The following is an 18,691-nucleotide window of genomic DNA, read 5'->3' on the forward strand; positions in this document are numbered from 1 at the left end:
TCCTTATTACCAAATTTCATTGCATCTGCAACCTGTCTTCCAATTTCCTTACGCCGAGCTTCTGGCATAGTAGATTGAAACATAAAGCTCCTCCCCCTTTCGAGTGACATCGTAATCACTGCCTGAGAACACGGGTTTTCCGCCGCTGTCATCCGCGGCTAACGGTTGTACGGCACGTCAAATGATCGGACGTTCCAGTACAGGATGTCTCCGCGGTCATTCCTCGTCCCGTTCTTTGAGGCGTACCGTCGGGATCTTGGACAGGCGCGAGAAGGTCGAGACCGGCAACTGCGGCGTCTCCCCCACCCCCTGAGCCTTTGCGGAGCGCTTCGCCGCCTCCGCCGCGACCCGGTTCTCCGACACGATGACGTCCCAGAGCTCCTTGCGCCAGATCTGCGTCGCCTGAGGCGCCGTGATCCCCAGCCTCACCACGTCGCCCCGGACGTCGATCACCATCACCTCGACGTCCGTGCCGATCTGTATGGACTCGTTGATGCGTCGGCTCAGGACCAGCATCAGCCCCGTCCTCCCGCGGCCGCGGCCTGACTCCGCATCCTCGCGCGCACGTCGTCGGGGAAGACGGCGTGGCGAATAGGGTACTCCTCGTTGAGCGCGATGACCTGCACGGCCTTGCGCGTCTTGAGGTTCAGCAGAATGGGCGCCCTCAGGTTCGCCGTCATGTTCCACGGCGCGCCCTCCGGAATGGACACCACGATCAGAAGGGCCAGGTCGGCGGGGTCCATGGAGCCCACCAGCTCCAGCTCGTCCTCCGGGATGCGCGCATTATAATCCGGGCGCACCGCGTCCGGCGTCGTCACCGGCAACGCCAGAGCCGGGTCCTCCAGGTTCTGAAGCCACTTGATGGCGTTGTCCTCGCTTCCCACCAATATCCAGCGATGCCGGTCCTCAAAGGCCGGAATACCCCTGGGAAACGTCAGGATGTCCTCGTCCCTGTAGGAGACCTCGCCAAACCGTTCCGTCGCTATCGTCGTTGCTGACATCTCTATCCTCTTTATCCTCATATTTTCACGCCAGCCACGAAAAGCCAGCAAAACAGGGCGGACAAGACCTTGACCGCCCTGCACCTTCCAACGCGGCCCTGTAAAGACCGTCGGTCCGTCGTTTCGGCACTATTATACACGAGGGGGCGCTGACACCGCCAAAAGCCGCAGGGGACGAACGCCCCTGCGGCTTGCAGGACCTAGCGAATGAAGTCCAGCAGGCTGGGCTGGATCAGCTGAGCGATGACGGCGAGGTTCGACTGGTAGACGTAGTTGGCCATCATGAGCTGCGTCGCGATCTCCGCCGGGTCCACCGTCGCAAGTTTGTCGTGGGTTTCCGTCAGCATCGTGTTCTCCGTCGTCAAGCGGTCCATGTTGGCCTTGTAACGGTTCTGCATGGCGCCATTGGAGGAGAGCACGCTCAGGACGTTGTCGATGAAGGCGTCAATGCGCGGCAGCATGACCTCGCTCAGGCTGGTTCGGTTCCCGGCCCGCACCGCCGCAGTAACGTCGCCGAACATCTCGTAGCCGTTCTGCATCTTCTCGTTGGCGCCGCTGCGGTTCGTCGTGTTCTGCACGAAGATCCCCTGGGGTTTGCGGTCGTTGGCCTTATCGTCCAACCTATACCCGCCCCGATAATAGGTCCCAACCTCACTGGCAGTCCCGCCAAAGAAGTCCTTCGTCCGATCTCCCACCGCCCCCGCCGGAGTGCCGTCCGCTTTCACCTTCGTGACCTCGGCCTTGATCGAGTAGCCCCGCGGGGACCACAGCACGAGATGGCCCTCCTCGTTCAGCTCCGCCCTGACGTCGCAGTCCTGCATACGGGCGTTGATGGTGGCCACCAGGTCCTTCGCGTCCATCTTTCCGTTCCCGTTCACGTCGCGCATCGCCGTCATGTCGATGGTGTGCGTGTATCCGGCCACGGTGATCGAGAAGACGCTCCCCTCCGTCTCCCCCAGTGACCACTCCATGCCGCTGACGTCTTTGCTGCCCTGGATGCCCGTGCCGAGGCCGAGGTGTTCCTCCGCGATCGTCCCCTTGACGTCGATGACGTTGACCGCCGAGCCGTCCTTTGCGGCGATGGAGAGGATGGGATAATCGCCGCTCTGCCGCCCCGTCTGCCCCAAGTGCGCGTCGAAGTAGTTGACGTAGAGCCAATCCTTCGCCTGGGAGCGCAGCCGGTCCATGACGTCCTTCACCGTGTCGTTCTCCGACACGTCGATGGTCACGCTGTGCCCCAGGCTCTCAAAGCGCAGGACGCCCGACTTCCCAAACTTGTCCCCGTCCTTCATCGGGGTCGCGGTCTTCGCCAGGTTGGCCGAAACGCCGCCGTGGATGCCGAGCTGGGCCGCGATGCCCCCTGCGTAGTCCGACCAGGCGGGGTCGGAGAAGGGCAGGTCCACCACCGAGAAGGGCTCGCCCGACAGGAAGTGGATGGAGGCGGAGTTCGCGATCTCCGCGCCGTTTTTGTCCACCGGCACGGTGAGCCCCATGACGTTCGAGCCCTCCTGGGCGTTCACCTGGTTCACGATCTCCCGCATCACCTTCACCCGATCGACCTCGCCGGTGGCGGGGTTCACGACGGCCTTCTTCGTGATGTTGACGTCGTAGGTTTTGCCGCAGTTCATCTGAACGCGCACCTTCACCCCCAGCTCGTCGTCCACGCAGGGGGCCTCTGGGAAGGCAATGCTCTTCACCCCCATGTCGGGGGTCGTGCGGAGTGACGTGGACAGCCCCATTTCGTCGGCGTAGTGCTGGTCGTTCATGTCCAGGAACAGGACCTGCTCGCCCTTCAGCCCGCGGATGACGAGGCGCTGCGTGGCCTCCTCCCGGTTGTAGCTGGTGCCAAGCCCCGACTCCGTGCTGTCCTCGCTGCGGTGGTCCTTGTTGTACACGTCCACCGTCACGTCGAGCCAGCCCGCGCCGGCGTTTCGGATGCGGGCAGCCAGGTCGTCCATCGTGTACTCTCCGGGGTTCAGGGTGATGTCTGCCGTGTGCCCGCCGCTCATCACGCGCCAGTGCAGCGGCTTTCCGGCCTCGACCTTCAGGACCCTGCCGTTCTTGAACTCCACGCTCTTCAGGGCTGTCTCCATCCCCAGGACGTCGAATACGTCCATGTGGCTGTGATCGACGGGGCGCGTCTGCGGCTTGGAGGCAACGACCCCCCGCTGCTCCCCCGTCTCGGCGTCCTCGGCGAAGGTGAAGTCGAAGAGCGCCAGCGCCCCTCCGGCCCCCGTGATGGTGAGGGAGGGGTAGTGCAGGGACTCCGCCGCGGCGTTCGTGGACAGATTGTCTGCAGGCAGATCGCCGACGCGCTTCGCCACGGCCACCAGCTGGTCCGCGTCGGCAGAGGTTCTTGAGTAGACGCCCTCGATGGCGTTGAGCTTCTCTGCGACGTCCGCCAGGGTGTCGCCCTCGTTGACGTAGACCGTCACCGGCAGCTTATCCCCCACCTTGACGGCGAGGGAGCTGGTGGAGCTCTTCACCGGCCCCGCCGTGCCGAACAACTGCTGGACGCCTCCCGCAGCACCATGGTCCTTCACCGTCACCTGCCCGCGGGAGGACTGGAGCACCAGGCGTCCTGCGACGACGGAGGCTACGGGCACGTCGCCGGCGTCCACCGGGATCTTCTTATTGATCTCCGCCACCAGGTCCGAGATGGAGCGCTTTCCGGCAAACTCGAAGTCGTAGTTCTTGCCACCCACGGTGATGGTGATGCCCTTGCCCAGTGAGTCGTCACGCCAGCCCAGGACGCTGATCTTCCCCATGAGGCCGCTGTACTTCGCGGCCTCGCTCCGGCGCGCCGCGCCGAAGAGCTGCTCCGCCGCCGTGCCGTCCACGCGGATGGATTTGCCGTCCGCGGAGGTCAGCACCAGCTCCCCGTTCCTCTCGGAGCCCGTGACGCCGGCGGGGAGATTGCCTGCCGTATTCAGTTCAGCAAGCAGAGCCTGCACGTTTGCGGGGTCCGCCGCAAACGTGCAGGTCTTTTTCTCCTGGGTCCCGTCCTTCGCGATCGTGACGACGGTCAGCGTCTTGTCCTTCAGCCCCGTCAGGGAGATGTCCGATGTACCGCCCAGCATGGAGGCGTTCCAGTTCGGGGTCTCCACCGTCACCCCTCCTCCAGCCGTCGTCCCGGTCTTCTTGAACTGAATGCCGGCAATGGACTGCGGCATGGGCATGTAGTCCGTGGTGGACCAGCCGGTGATGCCCACCTTCTCACCCGTGTGGCTCTTGATGACCATCTGCTGACGGCCCGAGGCCAGGTCCTTCTCCACCGACGCCCGGACCAGCATGTCCGCCCCCTGCTCCTCCAGGGAGCGGTTGACGAGCGCCGCCAGGTCATCCAAACTGATGCCCGACACCTCGTCCGGGTCGCGGAACTGGTTGTAGTCCGTCGGCTTCGTCTTCCCCGTCGCCACCTCGTCGATCCAGCGCTCCGGGATGAAGACGGATATCGTCCGGTTCCCGACGGTGATCTGGACCTTCTCCTCACGCCCCTTCCACTGCCAGTCCAGCGGCACGTAGTGGCTGCATATGAAGTAGGCCTTCTCGTTGTTCGGCAGCACCTCGTTGCCCGTGAAGGAAACGTCCCCTCTCAGGACGTTCGAGAGCGCGTACTTGATGCGCTCGTCCGTGCCACGGTAGGTCAGGCTGCCGTCCGCGTTGAGAACGAAGGGGGCCTCCCCCGTGCTCGTGCCGCCAAAAAGGTACTGCCCTGCGACTTTGGTGTTCAGGGCGTCCAGGATGGTCTGCCGGTTGGCCTCGATCTGCTTTGCGATGATCTCGCGATCGCTCTTGCTCAGCGCGCCATCTCCTGCCTGGATCACCAGGGTCCGGATGGCCTTCGCCGCGTTCAGGACCTGATCCAGCGCGCCCTCCGCATGCTTCAGGAGCGCCACCGCGTTCTCGCCGTTCTCCTTGTAGTCGTCGTTGGCCGCAATGGCGGATTGCAGCTCAAGGGCACGGGAGATGGCTGAGGGGTTCTCGGACAGGTTGGAGTACTTCTTCAGGGTCGCCAACTGCTTTTGGAGGTTCTGAATGTTCCTGTAGTTGCCCTGCAGCGAACTCAAAAGAGTTGCGTAGGACCCCATGCTCGTCGCTCGGCTGTACATGTCCTTACCTCACCTCTCCTGACGACTAACGGCCCACCAGACCGAAGCCGTTGATGATCGCGTTCAGCATTTCGTCCAAGGTGGTCACGTAGCGCGACATGGCCCCGAAGCAGCGGTTGAGGGTGATCATGTCCATGAGCTCCTCATCCAGATTCACGCCGGACACCGCCTCACGTTGCAGGCCGATCTGTTCGGCCAGGCTGTCCTGCGCGGTGCTCATCAACTGAGCGTGCGCCGCCTCGGAGCCGACCTGGGAGAGCATCGCGTCGAAGACCCCCCTGATGGTCATCGTGCCGCCCTTGAGGGCCCGCGCGGAGGCCAGGTCCGCCATGCGCAGGGCGTTGCTCCCGTCGCCCGACCCACCGCTCACGCCACTCACGGCGATCCCTGCAGCGTTCTTCCTTCCCATCGCCGCACCGATCAGGGCGTTGTCCGCCACTACGGCATCGTTGACGGAAAGGTTTGAGGCCGCTTTGGTCCGCGTGCTGAGGGGCTTGAAGAAGGCGACCCCCGTCGTCGTGATGTCGCCGCCAATGCCGTACCCGGAATACTGATAGGCGTTGACGTGGTTCACCAGCCCCCAGGTCAGCTCATTTAGCTGCGCCTGGAGGTTGGGGATGATCCCGTCCCTGGCCTCCTCGAGGGCCTTGATCGTGCCGTTCCGAACGTGGTGGCGCACGGTGATGGCCGTGCTGCCGGCGTGCTTCAGGTTGAACCACATGCCCTCCTCCACCTGGACGAGCTTTGACGCGCTGTAGTCGCTGCTCCCTCCCGACGCGGGGATGCGCCTCGCCTCCTTGAACCGATTGTCCGCGGAGAGATATCGCACGCCGTTGAAGGTGAAAGAGGCGTCCTCAGCCACCGTGCTGATGGCCGCAACCTCGCGGTAGACGGGCGTTTTGTCCGCAGCGCTGACCGTGCCGATCTGTTCGAGGCGCATCAGCCCCAGCCGCCGCAGGACCTGGTCGTTTCCGTCCGCCCCCCCCATCAGCGTGATGCGCTGCGCCTCGCCCGGCACGTCCGAGGCGATCGTCAGGTACCAGGACTGGTCCACGTCCTGCTTCAACGAAGCGTGCACCCAGTCCTCCGGTGCGGTGAGCCCCAGCTCCGCCTGATACTTCTCGTTGATCTTGTTGCGGATCGTGGTGAGGGTGTCCGTCTCCTCCACGTCGATGGTGACCACCGGCGCCTTGTTGACGATGCCCATCCGCTTCGCCAAGCTGCCCTCCACGTCGCTGATGGAGATCAGACGGTGGTCCTTCGACTCGACGTAGAACTGCGTGGCCGTGCCTCCGGCCGGTCCCGACACGACACTGAGCCCGGATATTCCGGCGCTGGGCAGCGCCTGGTTCATGAAGTCCGTCAGCTCTGCGACGGTCAGTGCGCCCGAGGCGCTGACGACGGGGTAGGGAGAGGGCGTCGGTCGATTCGTCTCTGCCCCGGACGCGAACACGTCACTCGTCAGCTCCCACACCTTGGAGGAATCGTTCCAGGACGCGGTGACGTCCACCTGATCGTCCGCCACGCCGATGCGGAACGTGTGCCGATCCCCCGGCTTGCCGGGGCCGATGATCTCCCCCTCCTTCAAGCCCTCGGCGGCGTTGGCCCGGAAGATGCCCGACGTGACGCGCGTGCCCTGGGTCCCCACCTGAATACGGAAGGAACCCTTGATGCCGAGGGCTTCCGTGGGGGACATGGGGCGGCTCCGCATCCGGGTGTTGCCCTTCTTCACCACCTGGACCGGCGAGAGCATCCCCAGCGTCCCCCCCACGTCTCGGACCTCCAGCGAACGGGTCCAGCCGTCCGCGTCGTTGCCCGCCTCGATGCGGAGGGACGTGGGCGGCATGACGCCGTCCGGCAGCAGCACGACCTTCAGGCCGGAAGCCGAAAGGTCGGGGCTCGCCGCGATGACGCCGTTCAAAAAGTCGCCCAGCTCTTTAACGGTCAGCTCCGCATCGCCCGAGTCGCTGCTCGCGCCCAATGCGGCTCCGTCAGAGTCCGTCGCCTTCAGGGTCCATTTCGAGTTCGCCGCATCCCAGGCGATGTCAACGGTGAAGCTGACGGGCGTCCCGTCCGTCTTCGTCGTTCGGATGTTGATGCTCCGCGTCCTCGCTTTGTCCGATGCGTCGTCCAGCATGACGCCGTCCTTAAAGCGGGAGGTGGTCACGGCCCGCGTGTCGAGGCAGAGGGGATCGCCGCCGCCCAGGGCCCACTCCTTGCCGTTCGCGAGGCGGTCGACGGTGAGCTGGTGCACCCCTTCAGGCCCCGTGGCCAGGATGTCGGCGACGTAGCAGTTCTCCACGATGTCGAACTCGTTCTCCGCTACCTGGACGTCGTAGTAGACCTGCCCGTCCCACTGGAAGGCGTGCGCTCTCAGCTCGCGGACGTGGTCGCCCTGGATGAGGGCGCGCCCGTTCAGCGTCAGGAAGAACTCGCCGTTCACTTCGCCATACCGCAGGGGTTCCTGTGTGGTGACGTCCAGCATCTCGGACAGCTTGTCGAGGAGCAGGTCCCGCTGGTCCATCAGGTCGTTGGCGTTCTGGTCCAGCGCCTCGGCCTTGTATATCTGCTTGTTGAGGGCGGCGATCTTGTGCAGCATCTGGTTTGCGTCCTGAACTGCGGTCAGGACCTGCTGATTCAGGTTCTTCGCGTACGTCTCAAACCCGGTGACGATCGTGTCCAACACCCCGCCGATGGACCGGGCCGACTCCACGAGGCTGCGCCGCGCGGCGGCGTCCTCCGGCTTCTGCTGCAACGTCCGCATGGCGGCGTAGAACGTGTCCATCGCAGCGCTGAGTCCCTTGTTCTTCGGTTCAGGAATGTAGTTTTGCAGGTTCTGGTAGACGGCGTTGATCGTGTCCCAATACCCCTTGGTGGCCAGGTTGGAGCGGTACTGAAAGTCGAGGAACTGGTCCCGGATGCGGACGATCTCGTCGGCCTTCATCCCCTGGCCGACCTGCCCAACGCCCGGAAGGTCCATGGGCTGCACCGTGGAACAGAGCACCCTCTGGCGAGAATACCCCTCCGTCCTCATGTTGGAAACGTTGTGCCCCACGGTCTGCATACCGAGCCTGTAGGCGTTCAGCGCCCTCTTCCCCATCTCGATTCCCGAAAAAGCGTTGAGCATCTTCTACCCCCTGAAATCCGCCGCTCCCGCGTCCGCGGCGCCCTCACCCATAAGACGGCGCCACTCCGACAACAGCATCGCCGTGTATCGTTTATTTTGATCGATCAGCCCGCTCAGGATCGTCATCTCGGATTTCAGCACGAACACGGACTGGGTCAGCCGGTCCGCCGCGCCGTTGAACAGGGCGCGCTCGGCCTCCTCCATGGGCACAGCCAGGGACTCCGCGCAGGGCTCGCAGCCGAACTGCGCCGCCAGCCTCTTCGCCCTGTCGCTCCGCCGGAGCTCCTGGGTCTGCACGTCGAAGACGACCTCATGCATCTCCTTCATCAGGCCGTCCATCTCCTCCGCGTCCCCGACCTTCACGGCCTCGCGCTGATCCCGAACGACGTCCACCAGGTCGTCGATCGCGTCCGCTTCCTCCAGGACCGCGCTGATCAGAGCCTCAACCTCGCCGCGCACCGGCTCGCCCCCCGCTAGCGGACGTTCAGCAGCCCCGCCACGAGCAGGGAGTGGGCCACCTGGTCCAGCGGCGGGACGTAGGTCCCCGCCTCCACCTGCTCCTTATAGGCCGCGACGACGTCCTCCCGGACGTCCGGAACGTTCTTCAGCTCCGCGTCGATGCGGGCCAGCTCCACAGAGAACGAGCTGAAGTCCGCCTCGTCCGATCCGACGGACGTCCCGCCCGCGCCGGTCCTCCGCCGCGCCTTCTTCGCGTTCGGCGCGTCGAAGCCGAACTGCCCGTATATCCTTCCTATCAAAGGGAACACGCTCCTTTCCGTCCTTCCCCGTTCGCGTTCACCCGTCCGCCAGGGCGTCCATGCCCTGTCTGCACCCGGACGGCCTCATTCCGGGTAGAGTATCGGAACTTTCTCCCCCGCCCTTTACCCGCCGGCCCATCACCCGGCGCTTCCCGCGGCGACGAAGGCGCCCAGCACGGAGGCCCCCGCCGCCTCGCAGGCCCGCGCAAGGCAGGCCAGGGTCGCCCCCGTCGTGCACACGTCGTCCACCAGAACCACGCGGGCCCCACGGACGCGGGGGAAAACCTCAAAGGCCTCCGGGCGCAGCGACAGCCGCTCCGCCCGGCTCAGCCCCGTCCGGGGCGCCAGGGCGACCGCCCAGCGGGCCGCCTCCTCCGCCCTGACGCCCCAGGCCCTCCCCAGACCCTTCGCGATCTCAAAGGCCTGGTTGTACCCCCGCCGGCTTCCCCGGTGCAGGGGCACGGGGAGCAGGAGGTCCACGGCCGGGGCCTCCCAGAGGGCGGCCATCCCCTCCCCCAGCCGGCGCCCCAGCGCGCGGAAGCCCCCGTACTTCAGGCCGAGGATCACGCGGCTGACGCCGCCCTCGTAGAGGGCGGCGGTGCGGATCAGAGGGGCGTTGGCGTGCCTCTTGCAGGGGCTGGGTGCCCCGCAGTACAGGCAGCGCGGCAGGAGCGGACGGAACAGGGCGTCGCGGCACCCGGAGCAGAGCACCTCCCCCAGCCTTCCGCAGACGGGGCAGCTCACGGGCCAGAGGGCGTGGAGCGCCAACGCCCCAAGACGGCGCAGGATGCGGAGGCCAGGGCGGGCGGACGCGGCAGAGGCTGCCCCGCCCTTCAGCTCAGGGGGCGTCAAGGAGCGGACCCCGCGCCCGCCCGAAAGCGCTCCCTGGCCTCCCGCACCAGCTCGTCGCAGCGGTTGTTGCGCTGGTCGGCCGCGTGGCCCTTGACCCAATGCCAGCGGACCTCGTGGGTCTGAGCCAGGCCCCACAGCTCCTCCCACAGGTCCCGATTCTGGACGGGCTCTTTGGCCGCCGTGCGCCAGCCGTTCCTCCGCCACTTCACGAGCCATCCCCGTTCAAAGGCGTTGCGCAGGTAGGTGGAGTCCGTGTGCAGGTCCACCCGGCAGGGTCGCTTCAGAGCCCTCAGCGCCTCTATGGCGGCGGTGAGCTCCATGCGGTTGTTCGTGGTGTCCTCCTCGGCACCCGATATCTCGCGCTCCGCGCCGTGAGATAGCGACAGCAGCACCGCGGCCCACCCTCCAAGGCCCGGATTGGGCGACGCGCCCCCATCCGTGTAGACGGTCACCGCCGTCCTCGTCGTTTCGCTCAAGAGAGCCCCTCCTTCAAAAAAACGGCCCGCCGGCCTTCAACTCCTCGTCCCCTTCGCCGTCAACGGCAGCGGCGGAACTCACGCAAAGCCCACCCTTCGCCCCGTGGGCCTGCCGGCGCACTCCGGAGGCTCCAGGTCCTCTGGCAGGAAGGTCCTGATCGACTCGTCCGTGACGGCGTCCGGGGGAAGGGCCAGCACGCGGGAGGCGTGGCGCATCTCGGCCCGCTCCACCAGGTTTCGCACGAAGCGGCCGTTGCCGAAGTCCGGAGCAGCCGTCGCCCCCTCCAGCAGGCTCCGCGCACGCTCCAGGGTATCGGGCCCGGCCCTGCGGCCCTTCTCCTTCAGGATGAGGCCGAAGATATCCAGCAGCTCCTCCGTCGTGTAGTCGGGAAAATCGACGTGAAAGGCCACGCGGCTCCTCAGGCCCGGATTGCGCTCCACGAACTCCTTCATGCGGTCGGGATACCCGGCAAAGACCACCACCGTGTCCTCGCGGGCGTTCTCCATCTCCTGGACGATCGTGTTGATCGCCTCGTCCCCGAAGAGCCCCTCGCGCTCATCCAGCAGGGAGTACGCCTCGTCGATGAAGAGGACCGATCCCCTGGCTTCCTTGAACTTCTTTTTGACGATCTGCGCGGTCCAGCCCACGTACTTGCCCACCAGGTCGGCCCGACCGACCTCCACCAGGCCGCCCGTCGTGAGCAGCCCGTTGTCCTTCATGATTCGGGCCATCAGACGGGCGACGGTCGTCTTGGCCGTTCCGGGGTTCCCGGCAAAGACCATGTGCATCGCCGGCCTTTGGGTGCTGACCCCCCGGTCCGCAAACAACCTCTGGGCCTTGTGGAACTGGACGGCCTGAAGGATGATCTCCTTGACCGCCCGAAGGCCGACCATATCCATCAGCTCCCTGTAGGCGTCGCCCTTGGGCTTCGCCTTCCTCCCGTCGACTCCTGCGGACAGGTCCCGATACTGGGCGTGAAGCTCGGTCCTGAGGTAATCGTCGTACCATTTGTTGAACGTCTTGTTGAGGTCCGCGGTGATGTAACCCGACTCCGCCACGGGCAGACGCTTGAGGAGGGAGTCGCAGTTCTCGACGCCGTTTTCCCCGGCCAGCCGCCTCAGGTAGCCCCTGGCCGCCCTGTTGAACACGACCTCCTCCTCCAGCTTGACGAACGTGATCTCCGGGAGCTCCTCCATCAGCCGGCGGCACAGCCTCTCGTCGGACCGTTTCATCTCGATGATGGAGAGGGTGTTGCGGCGAAACGCGGCAAGGCAGGAGGCGACGACCGCGAGGTTCTCGCCAGAGGCGTCGGCATAAGAGCGGTCTTCGTCCTCATCGGCGCCCGTACCCGTCAGGGACAGCACCAGGGTACACCCCTTCTGCGACTCATAGAAATTACGCAGCCGCTCCGCGTCGCAGCACCCCCGGTTGGGGTCCAGCGTCAGAACGCAGTACCGTCTACCCAACAGGCGCCGTCTCTGAAGCAGGGCCCCCAGCAGGAGCTCCCGAATGGATTGACGAATTTTTGGGTCGTCCGACGTCACGACGTAATGGACCGGGTGCCCCACGAAGTGCTTCGGACCGCGGGCATCGAAGATCCGATCGATCTCCGGCCTGAAGGAGGCGCTGCAGAGCAGGCGCCTTGCCTCCACAAGGGCCTCTCGCTTCGCAAACGGCTTGGGGATCAGCACCTCGCTGTGGCTGCCAGAGCGGTAGCTGTCGATAAAATCCATGTTGAGGTCGGACTTGTACTCGTCATCGTCCTCGATGTAGTCCCTCCGATTGGCGCCGTACAGCAGTCTGGAGAACTCTCCCACGGTGATCTCCTCGAAGGCGGCGTCCTTCCCGTGGAGGTCAAGCCTCTCGCAGAACCGCTCAAGGCCCCTCTCGAGGTCCTTCTGGTCCGGAACCTTGATCCCGGCAAACGTCGCGGCACCGATGGAGACCTTTCGACCGTGGATTTCCGACACGAAAAAGCTCATCTCTTCCCTGGACCTTTCGTTCGCCTCCTCCGTCCGCTCCTTGATCCTGGCCCGCGTTTTCCTCATCTTCTGCTCGCTGCTCTCCAGGGCCCTGTCGCTCTCCATTTCGATCTTGTAAAACAGCATCGTCATCACCCCTGATCGTTTGGTCAAGAGTATACAGGGTACCCCGCACTGATATCGGTGCAGTCAGCCGATGGAGGCCGGATCAGCGCATTGAAGGCCACCTCAGAGGCCGTATCGTTTGGCCATCTTCCTGACGTCCTCCATGACCGTGAGGGGGTGTTCCTCGTCGGATTCAAAACCTGAAGTATGTAGAGGGACAGCGCACTCCTCCTCCAACGCTTCCGCCGACGCAACGCACAGGCCATCGCCTCCGTTTGAATTTCAGTTTTGCACTTCAGCACAGGCTCTGAAGACGCCGGACCAACTCTACCCCTATCTCAATGCGATCTTCCGTGTCATAGTTTTCCTCATCCCTCTCTCCGGAGATAGCCACAAGAAGTCCGCTTTCCTCATGATCATTAATCCTCTTTTCCCAGTCTACGATCCTTTTTTCCCATTCATCGCTTTGGCGCAGTTGCTCCAGCAGTTGGTCCAGGTGTGCCTGTCCCTTCTCATTTGTCGCCCTGAGCCGAAACCCTTTTCCTTCAGGATCGCAGCGCATCTCAACACCTGCCTGACGCAGCTGCACCCACTTTTTTTCTTTTCCGTAGGACAAAACCTGAGCGATATCTTTTTCATTGTCCTTAAGGTCCTCGCTTTTGACAAGCGAAGCCTTTTTCAATACCGTCCACAAATAGGGATCGCGATAATAGCTGTTGCGCTGTGTTTTATCGAGCATGCTAACGTCGAAAAATCCGCTTTCTGATCCACCGTAATAGATACCGGATTTCCCTTCGCACATCGTCTCATAATACTTGACAAAGTAATAACGCCAGTCGAGTTTCCCTTCCTTTTCCACGTTTTCAAGATAATCCCCAACGATACGCTCAAGGCAATAGACCAGATCGTCACATTCTGACAGCCTTGAAACCTTTTCCAACAAGGTGCGGAGGCATTCCCGGGTGTTCTTAAATTCCTTGCGCTCCACTCGTATAAACAGATCTTGCCAGAACCTTTCCTGGTCGTTATTCCCCGGCCCCAACTGCCATCTTTCCTGGGTAAGGGCTTGAGCGTAGTCCCCAACGGCCAACAGAGCCCGCGCGCTCTGCGCCCTGCTTGGTCCTTCTGCCTGTTTTCGAGGGAAAAGCCTCAAAAACGTCAAAGCACAATTAGGTTTAACGATGAATTCTTTCTTGTCGGTGTCGAACAGCACTGCGATACGTCCTTTCAGCAGGGGGTGATCCTCCAACTGATGCACAGTTTCGCGATACTCGGAGTTCTTTTCCAGAAACTCAGCCTTGGCCTGCTCCTCTTTGATCTGATATTCAGTAAAAGGAGCAAAGGATTCGTTTTCCTGAAGCACACCGCCCTCCATTATTTTTTCGACCGCAGAACGCCAACCTGACATTTTTTCGCTGTTACGCAAATCATCGTTCCAAATCAGGTTCCGCACAGCGCGCAGACGGACGCGAAATACCTTGTCCTCCAGGATTTCACGAGGACTGTCTGACAATACAAGCCGACAGAGAATCGCGAACAGAAGAAGGCTGTCGCCCAAGGTAAAACTGCTGGTAACACTGCTGCTTTGATATTCGCGGCAGCAGCGCGGGAACAGGTCAATCCCTCTATCCAGCCAAATCTTCCCCTCCTCATAGCCCGAGGGGCTGAAGATTGCGTTGAAAAATCCAGATACGTCAGGGATCTTTTCCGCGTGCCAGCAATCCAGCGCGTCAAACAGCCACCTTCTGGCCTCTTTTCCCAGATCGCTATCCGGACCGTAGACGTCATTCCAGACTTTGAAGTCGTCCTGATCTGTGCCGGGCTTCCCAATCCCGGCCTTGTGCTTGAACATATCCGTGAGATACCGAGCGTATTGCAGAAAGAAACTGTCAACGCCATCAACGCTAAGGCCTTTATCTTTATCGCACAAGGCCCAGAAGATATCCGTCCAATCGTTGTCAAATTTTTGTGCGAACTGCCCTTCAAACTCCTGACGTTGCAACACATCTATTTTGTCGAGAAGGCTCAGGAAGTGAGCCTTCAAATTCTCAAACTCCGTCAGAGGCTTTCCCCTGGCGTTCATCTTGATATAGAGCTCGTCCTTCAGCTTGAAATCCTCCAATTCCAAGAAATGAAACTGGATTGCCGCAGGGGTTCCGCCCTCTCCTTTCATCTTGGGCCAGAAATCTCCTCGTTTATCCTTCAGACGTTCGTGGATCGCGTCCAGCATAACGAGCATGGCCGCTATGGTGGGGTCTCCTTTCCAGGAATATTGAAACCAGCCCTGATCCTCGATCCAGGACCGTAAAGATTGTTCGGCTGGGCCTCCAAGCAGAAGTTTCTCTCCCACGAGACAATCGACAAACTTACCGCAGAAATCGCGCGAGCTGAAGCGCGTCGTGTAAGAGAAACGGCTTCCTTCATCGCTATGGAGATATTGCAAAAACTCCTTGGCCCGATCCTCACTGACAGCGACATATCCGTGTAGCAAAAAGAGCGTGGTCAAACGCTGCTGGCCATCCAAAGGATAAAACTTTCCATTTTCGACGGACCCGTAGATGAAATCCAGGACGACAGGCACCCCTTCCAGAGCACTGGTCAGCGTATCCAAAAAACGCTCCCGAATTTTTTTCGCATTGGCATCTTCGCGGCCTTGGGCATAGTCGCGTTGCAGCATCGGGATCTCAATGCAGAGTTTTTCCTTTATGAAAAGATCGAGAAAGGACAGCGTCTTCATCGTCCATCCTCCTTGGGAAGATAAGCTCTCAGAACGGTTTTAATTTCATTTAGATAGGCATCGTAATCGCTCTTGTACCAATAGTGAAGGCAATTTTGACCGTCGCCATAATACTTCAGAAAAACCCACCGCGTCCCCATGGGGATGTAGCGTCCTGCCTTGTCCATCTCAATCAGCTTTTTCCTCTTGACGGCAAAGACGGAATTGCTCAAGGCGGCGTTTTCTCCCTGCGGCATGAAGGCCAGGTTCCCCAGGCCATGAAGATCAACCTGAAAATCGTCCTCTTTCGCGGATAAGGCTGCTATGATTTTTCCTTGAAGGCTCCTGAATGTCTCGCCGCCTATTTCCTTCTTTCCCAATGCGATCTCGATCTCGCCAACAAGCGCCTCAAGTGCCTTGTCCTCCTGAGCGATTTCTTCCAGAGCCTCCTGATGTTTTGTCAACCATTCCCGCCACTCATCTTCCTTTCTCAGCAATTCGGCGTTCTGGGCATGAATGTGTTCCAAGCTCCAGTTCTGACTCTTATCAAGGGAAAAGGGATAGCGTTCCAAGCTGTTTTTCACTTGGGCGAGGAGTTCAACGTTAAACAGTCGCAGGATACGTTGTATCTTATCCTTATCCATACCATTTTCGTAGGACAGGTCATCACAGGAGATACCTTGCAAGCCACCTCTGATCTCGTTGTCTAAAAAATTCCTGAAGGCACTCTTCGTTTTTCCCTGCGATTCTCTTATCAGTCGAGACAATTCAGTTTTTCCTTCGGCAACGAGGTAGCCGACCTTATGATAAAGGTCACGATCTTCATACCAACCTCTCAACGTTTGAAACGTCTCCTGTATTGTATTCCAAAGTTCGTCGACACCGCCCTTCCCGTCCAATTCTTCTTCAAACCAGCGGAAAGTGTGAAATTCATCTTTATCCTTTTGCTTTTTGTCCGCAAGAAGATCGAACACCAGATCAATGCGAGCGGGGCACCCTTCTCCCGGAGCATTGGTCAAAAAGGCCCAAAACTCCTCGTTGTGCAGTTCCCTTTCCATGGCGTCCCACTGGGTAGCGATCTCGATTTGTTTCAATCTCCCCCGCTCATCGTCGGAACCGTTTGCCGTTCTTACGACCAACAGCAGTCGAGCCTTGATCAACTCGGAGTTCGTCAGGGGGATCCTTCCGGCATTCAGACGGGTAAAAAGCCCTGGAGCATCTGTTTTCTCGTCCACTTCATACCAGATCACAAAGACGTTGTTATCGAATTTAGGGTAAATCGTGTCCGCCTTGGTCTGAGCCTGATTCGCGTCCTCTCCAAACCATTCTTTTATGGCCTGATAGCTGTGGTAAATATGGTAAAAATCCACATTGTCGTCCTTATTCTTTTCATCCGGCCGCATCAGATACTCTCCACTTTTTGGCCTTGTCTCGTATTCAAGAGAAAACGGCAGGTCAATTCTTGGCTTATATCCTTCATCTTTCATGAAACGATAAATCAGGTACAGTGTGGTAAGACGCTGCTGCCCATCAATGAGCTCGTACTTGTCGCCTTTACGTTTGACCACGATGGGCTGCAAACAAAGGCTTTGGTCGCTGCTATAAATATCCTCAAGCAGCTCCCTTACTTGTTTCTCCCCCCAACGGTAGCCGCGTTGATAGGCGGGAACCGTAAATTCCCCCTTTATTTTAGAAACCTCTTTCTTGTATAATGAATTCTCTTGCACGTCATCATCCCCCTGCATGCCAGCGCATTTCGTTAAGACAGATCAGAACGGCTTGAGCTATTGAGCTATTATAAACTCAGGATATTATTTCGACAACGCCTCGGAAGATCAGGAGTACTCGATCGGGCAGCGCATGAGCATCATCAGGCCCCGCTGCGTTTCAAAGCCCCGCCCCCTGAGGAAGCGCATCCACCCGGTGGTGTAGGCCATGATGATGGGGATGTTCCGGATGGCCGGGTGCGTCAGAGCGTAGTCCGCCAGGGCGCCCCCCAGCCCCCGCCCCTGGTGCGCGGGGTGAACGATGACGTCCCACAGGGACGCCCTGTAGACGAAATCCGTGATGATCCGGCAGAACCCCACGAGCTTGTCGTCGTGCCGGGCCGAGAAGCAGAGGCTCGTCCCGTCGATCATGGCCTGAATCCCCTCGACGGAGCGGCTGTGCCCCCACTCCGTGTAACGGTAAAGGCTCTGGAGCTCCTGCGCGTTCACCGCAAGCTTGCTGTCGTAGAAAAGGTAGTCTTCCATATTGGCCTCCGTCCCTCATGAGGGCATTGTCCTTGGGGCCGCGGCTCACTCCTGGAAGGAAAGCCGAAGGTTGACCGGTCCCTCGGTGTGGATGTCCCCCGACGCCAGGCCGTTGATGATGACGGGCGTGTGGATCGACCTCAACGTTTCCACGGCGTCAAAGAACTCCTCGCCTCGAAGCGTGCCGACGTTGTTCGTGGCCGGGTCCGGAAGGACGCCTTCGTGGATTGCGCTCACCTTCAGGTCGCGGAGGAAGCTGTGCAGCGCTTCCTCCGCGTCAAAGTCCTGAGCCTGAGCGTTGTACACCCGCCGGTAGATGACGTCGCCGTCGGAATAGAGCAGGAGGCTCCTGCCTACCTCAAAGCGCACGCCAACCTCCTCGCCGAAGGCCACGTTCTCGCGGGAGATGGCGCGGACGTAGAGGCGGTCCGGCGCGTCCTCAATCCGCTTCAGCAGGGAGGCCTCCTCCTCCGGATCAAACGTGACGGAAACGCTCCGCGGGGTCGACGGCAGGAGCTCCGACATCCGCACCTGGGCCGCGACGCGGACCCTCTGTTTGAGGTCCTCCAGCCCCTTTCGGGCCTCCGCCTCGGAGGTGCCCGGTTCAAAGGCCCCCTGAGCCAGAAGGACGTTGGCGCTCAGGGCGATCGATCCGCTGCGCATGGTGTGAAGCGCCTGCTTCAGCTGCTCCGATTCGTCCCGCAGCCCCTGAACGGATGCCGCCAGGTCGGACTTCTCCTGCTCCAGGAGCAGGCGATCGTTGCGAAGGGAGTCCAGGTCCAGCCGGGCGAGGTCCAGGCTCGCCGTGGTGACCTGCATTCTCGCCTGCTGTTCGGCGAGCGCCTCCTGGGCCTGGTCGGCGATCTCCTGGCTCTGGTTGAGCTGTAAGCGCAGGTCAAGGAGCTGCTGTTGAATGTAGTTCATGCTGAAGAGGGCGGTGCGCACGTCCTGGGAGAACGCGGAGAGCACTCCAAGGACGATCACGGTGATGACCCCGCCCGTGATGGCGGTGATCAGGCGGCTGGTGTACTTGGGGCGCAGGCCGAAGATGGATATCCTCTGCTTCCCGTACCGGAACCCAAGGACGTCCCCCAGGAAGGCCAGCGCAGCGCTGCCCAGGATCAGGGATAAGATCAAAAACCAGTTAGCGCCGGAACCGGAAAAATTCAACGGTGAGCTCTCCTTCGCTTCAAACGTCGCGCGGTCCGCCGACCCGCGCGACGGGAGTCAAGAAGCTTTTATCAAGATGATCTCTAAGGAAGCGCTGATTAATCTTCAAAAGTTGTTGAAAGCGATCAAGGAACATCAA

At 61.1% G+C, this 18,691-nt stretch carries 13 protein-coding genes; all 13 read right to left on the reverse strand.

All coding sequences use genetic code 11. The annotated features are described in order from the left end of the window. Positions 1-216: 216 nt before the first annotated feature. Positions 217-516: a carbon storage regulator CsrA gene (gene csrA, locus ACO41U_RS06830; RefSeq protein ID WP_485942618.1), complete on the reverse strand. Its 300-nt coding sequence runs from the start codon at positions 514-516 to the stop codon at positions 217-219. Then, a complete protein-coding gene (gene fliW / locus ACO41U_RS06835) occupies positions 516-1,001 on the reverse strand; it encodes a flagellar assembly protein FliW (protein WP_485942621.1) in 486 nt (161 codons plus the stop codon). The genes csrA and fliW overlap by 1 nt, the downstream gene beginning before the upstream one ends. A gap of 200 nt (positions 1,002-1,201) precedes the next feature. Beyond that, a complete protein-coding gene (gene flgL / locus ACO41U_RS06840) occupies positions 1,202-5,113 on the reverse strand; it encodes a flagellar hook-associated protein FlgL (protein ID WP_485942623.1) in 3,912 nt (1,303 codons plus the stop codon). Between the two features lie 25 nt (positions 5,114-5,138). Continuing rightward, a complete protein-coding gene (flgK, locus tag ACO41U_RS06845; RefSeq protein ID WP_485942625.1) occupies positions 5,139-8,240 on the reverse strand; it encodes a flagellar hook-associated protein FlgK in 3,102 nt (1,033 codons plus the stop codon). A 3-nt stretch (positions 8,241-8,243) separates the two neighbouring features. Next, entirely contained in the window at positions 8,244-8,699 is a 456-nt protein-coding gene (gene flgN / locus ACO41U_RS06850; RefSeq protein ID WP_485942627.1) for a flagellar export chaperone FlgN, read from the reverse strand. A gap of 14 nt (positions 8,700-8,713) precedes the next feature. After that, entirely contained in the window at positions 8,714-8,998 is a 285-nt protein-coding gene (locus tag ACO41U_RS06855) for a flagellar biosynthesis anti-sigma factor FlgM (RefSeq protein WP_485942629.1), read from the reverse strand. A gap of 138 nt (positions 8,999-9,136) precedes the next feature. Further along, positions 9,137-9,850, reverse strand: coding sequence for a ComF family protein (locus ACO41U_RS06860; RefSeq protein WP_485942631.1), 714 nt, complete (start codon positions 9,848-9,850; stop codon positions 9,137-9,139). Then, the gene (gene rnhA, locus ACO41U_RS06865; protein WP_485942633.1) at positions 9,847-10,326 is read right to left on the reverse strand and encodes a ribonuclease HI; all 480 of its coding nucleotides are present in this window, start codon (positions 10,324-10,326) and stop codon (positions 9,847-9,849) included. The genes ACO41U_RS06860 and rnhA overlap by 4 nt, the downstream gene beginning before the upstream one ends. 78 nt (positions 10,327-10,404) lie before the next feature. Further along, a complete protein-coding gene (locus ACO41U_RS06870; protein ID WP_485942635.1) occupies positions 10,405-12,435 on the reverse strand; it encodes an AAA family ATPase in 2,031 nt (676 codons plus the stop codon). A 274-nt stretch (positions 12,436-12,709) separates the two neighbouring features. Beyond that, complete coding sequence (locus tag ACO41U_RS06875; RefSeq protein ID WP_485942637.1) at positions 12,710-15,151, reverse strand: DUF262 domain-containing protein; 2,442 nt, start codon at positions 15,149-15,151, stop codon at positions 12,710-12,712. Then, the gene (locus ACO41U_RS06880; RefSeq protein WP_485942639.1) at positions 15,148-16,857 is read right to left on the reverse strand and encodes a DUF262 domain-containing protein; all 1,710 of its coding nucleotides are present in this window, start codon (positions 16,855-16,857) and stop codon (positions 15,148-15,150) included. The genes ACO41U_RS06875 and ACO41U_RS06880 overlap by 4 nt, the downstream gene beginning before the upstream one ends. A 108-nt stretch (positions 16,858-16,965) precedes the next feature. Beyond that, positions 16,966-17,382: a GNAT family N-acetyltransferase gene (locus tag ACO41U_RS06885; RefSeq protein ID WP_298781914.1), complete on the reverse strand. Its 417-nt coding sequence runs from the start codon at positions 17,380-17,382 to the stop codon at positions 16,966-16,968. 45 nt (positions 17,383-17,427) lie between these two features. Continuing rightward, entirely contained in the window at positions 17,428-18,552 is a 1,125-nt protein-coding gene (locus ACO41U_RS06890) for a DUF3084 domain-containing protein (RefSeq protein WP_485942641.1), read from the reverse strand. Positions 18,553-18,691: the final 139 nt, after the last annotated feature.

Source organism: Fretibacterium sp. (genome assembly GCF_057312375.1).

Excerpts from the sequence above, each read along its gene's own strand:
- csrA (WP_485942618.1), bottom strand. The coding sequence starts at position 516 with ATGCTGGTCCTGAGCCGACGCATCAACGAGTCCATACAGATCGGCACG.
- fliW (WP_485942621.1), bottom strand. The coding sequence starts at position 1,001 with ATGTCAGCAACGACGATAGCGACGGAACGGTTTGGCGAGGTCTCCTAC.
- flgL (WP_485942623.1), bottom strand. The coding sequence starts at position 5,113 with ATGTACAGCCGAGCGACGAGCATGGGGTCCTACGCAACTCTTTTGAGT.
- flgK (WP_485942625.1), bottom strand. The coding sequence starts at position 8,240 with ATGCTCAACGCTTTTTCGGGAATCGAGATGGGGAAGAGGGCGCTGAAC.
- ACO41U_RS06870 (WP_485942635.1), bottom strand. The coding sequence starts at position 12,435 with ATGCTGTTTTACAAGATCGAAATGGAGAGCGACAGGGCCCTGGAGAGC.
- ACO41U_RS06875 (WP_485942637.1), bottom strand. The coding sequence starts at position 15,151 with ATGAAGACGCTGTCCTTTCTCGATCTTTTCATAAAGGAAAAACTCTGC.
- ACO41U_RS06885 (WP_298781914.1), bottom strand. The coding sequence starts at position 17,382 with ATGGAAGACTACCTTTTCTACGACAGCAAGCTTGCGGTGAACGCGCAG.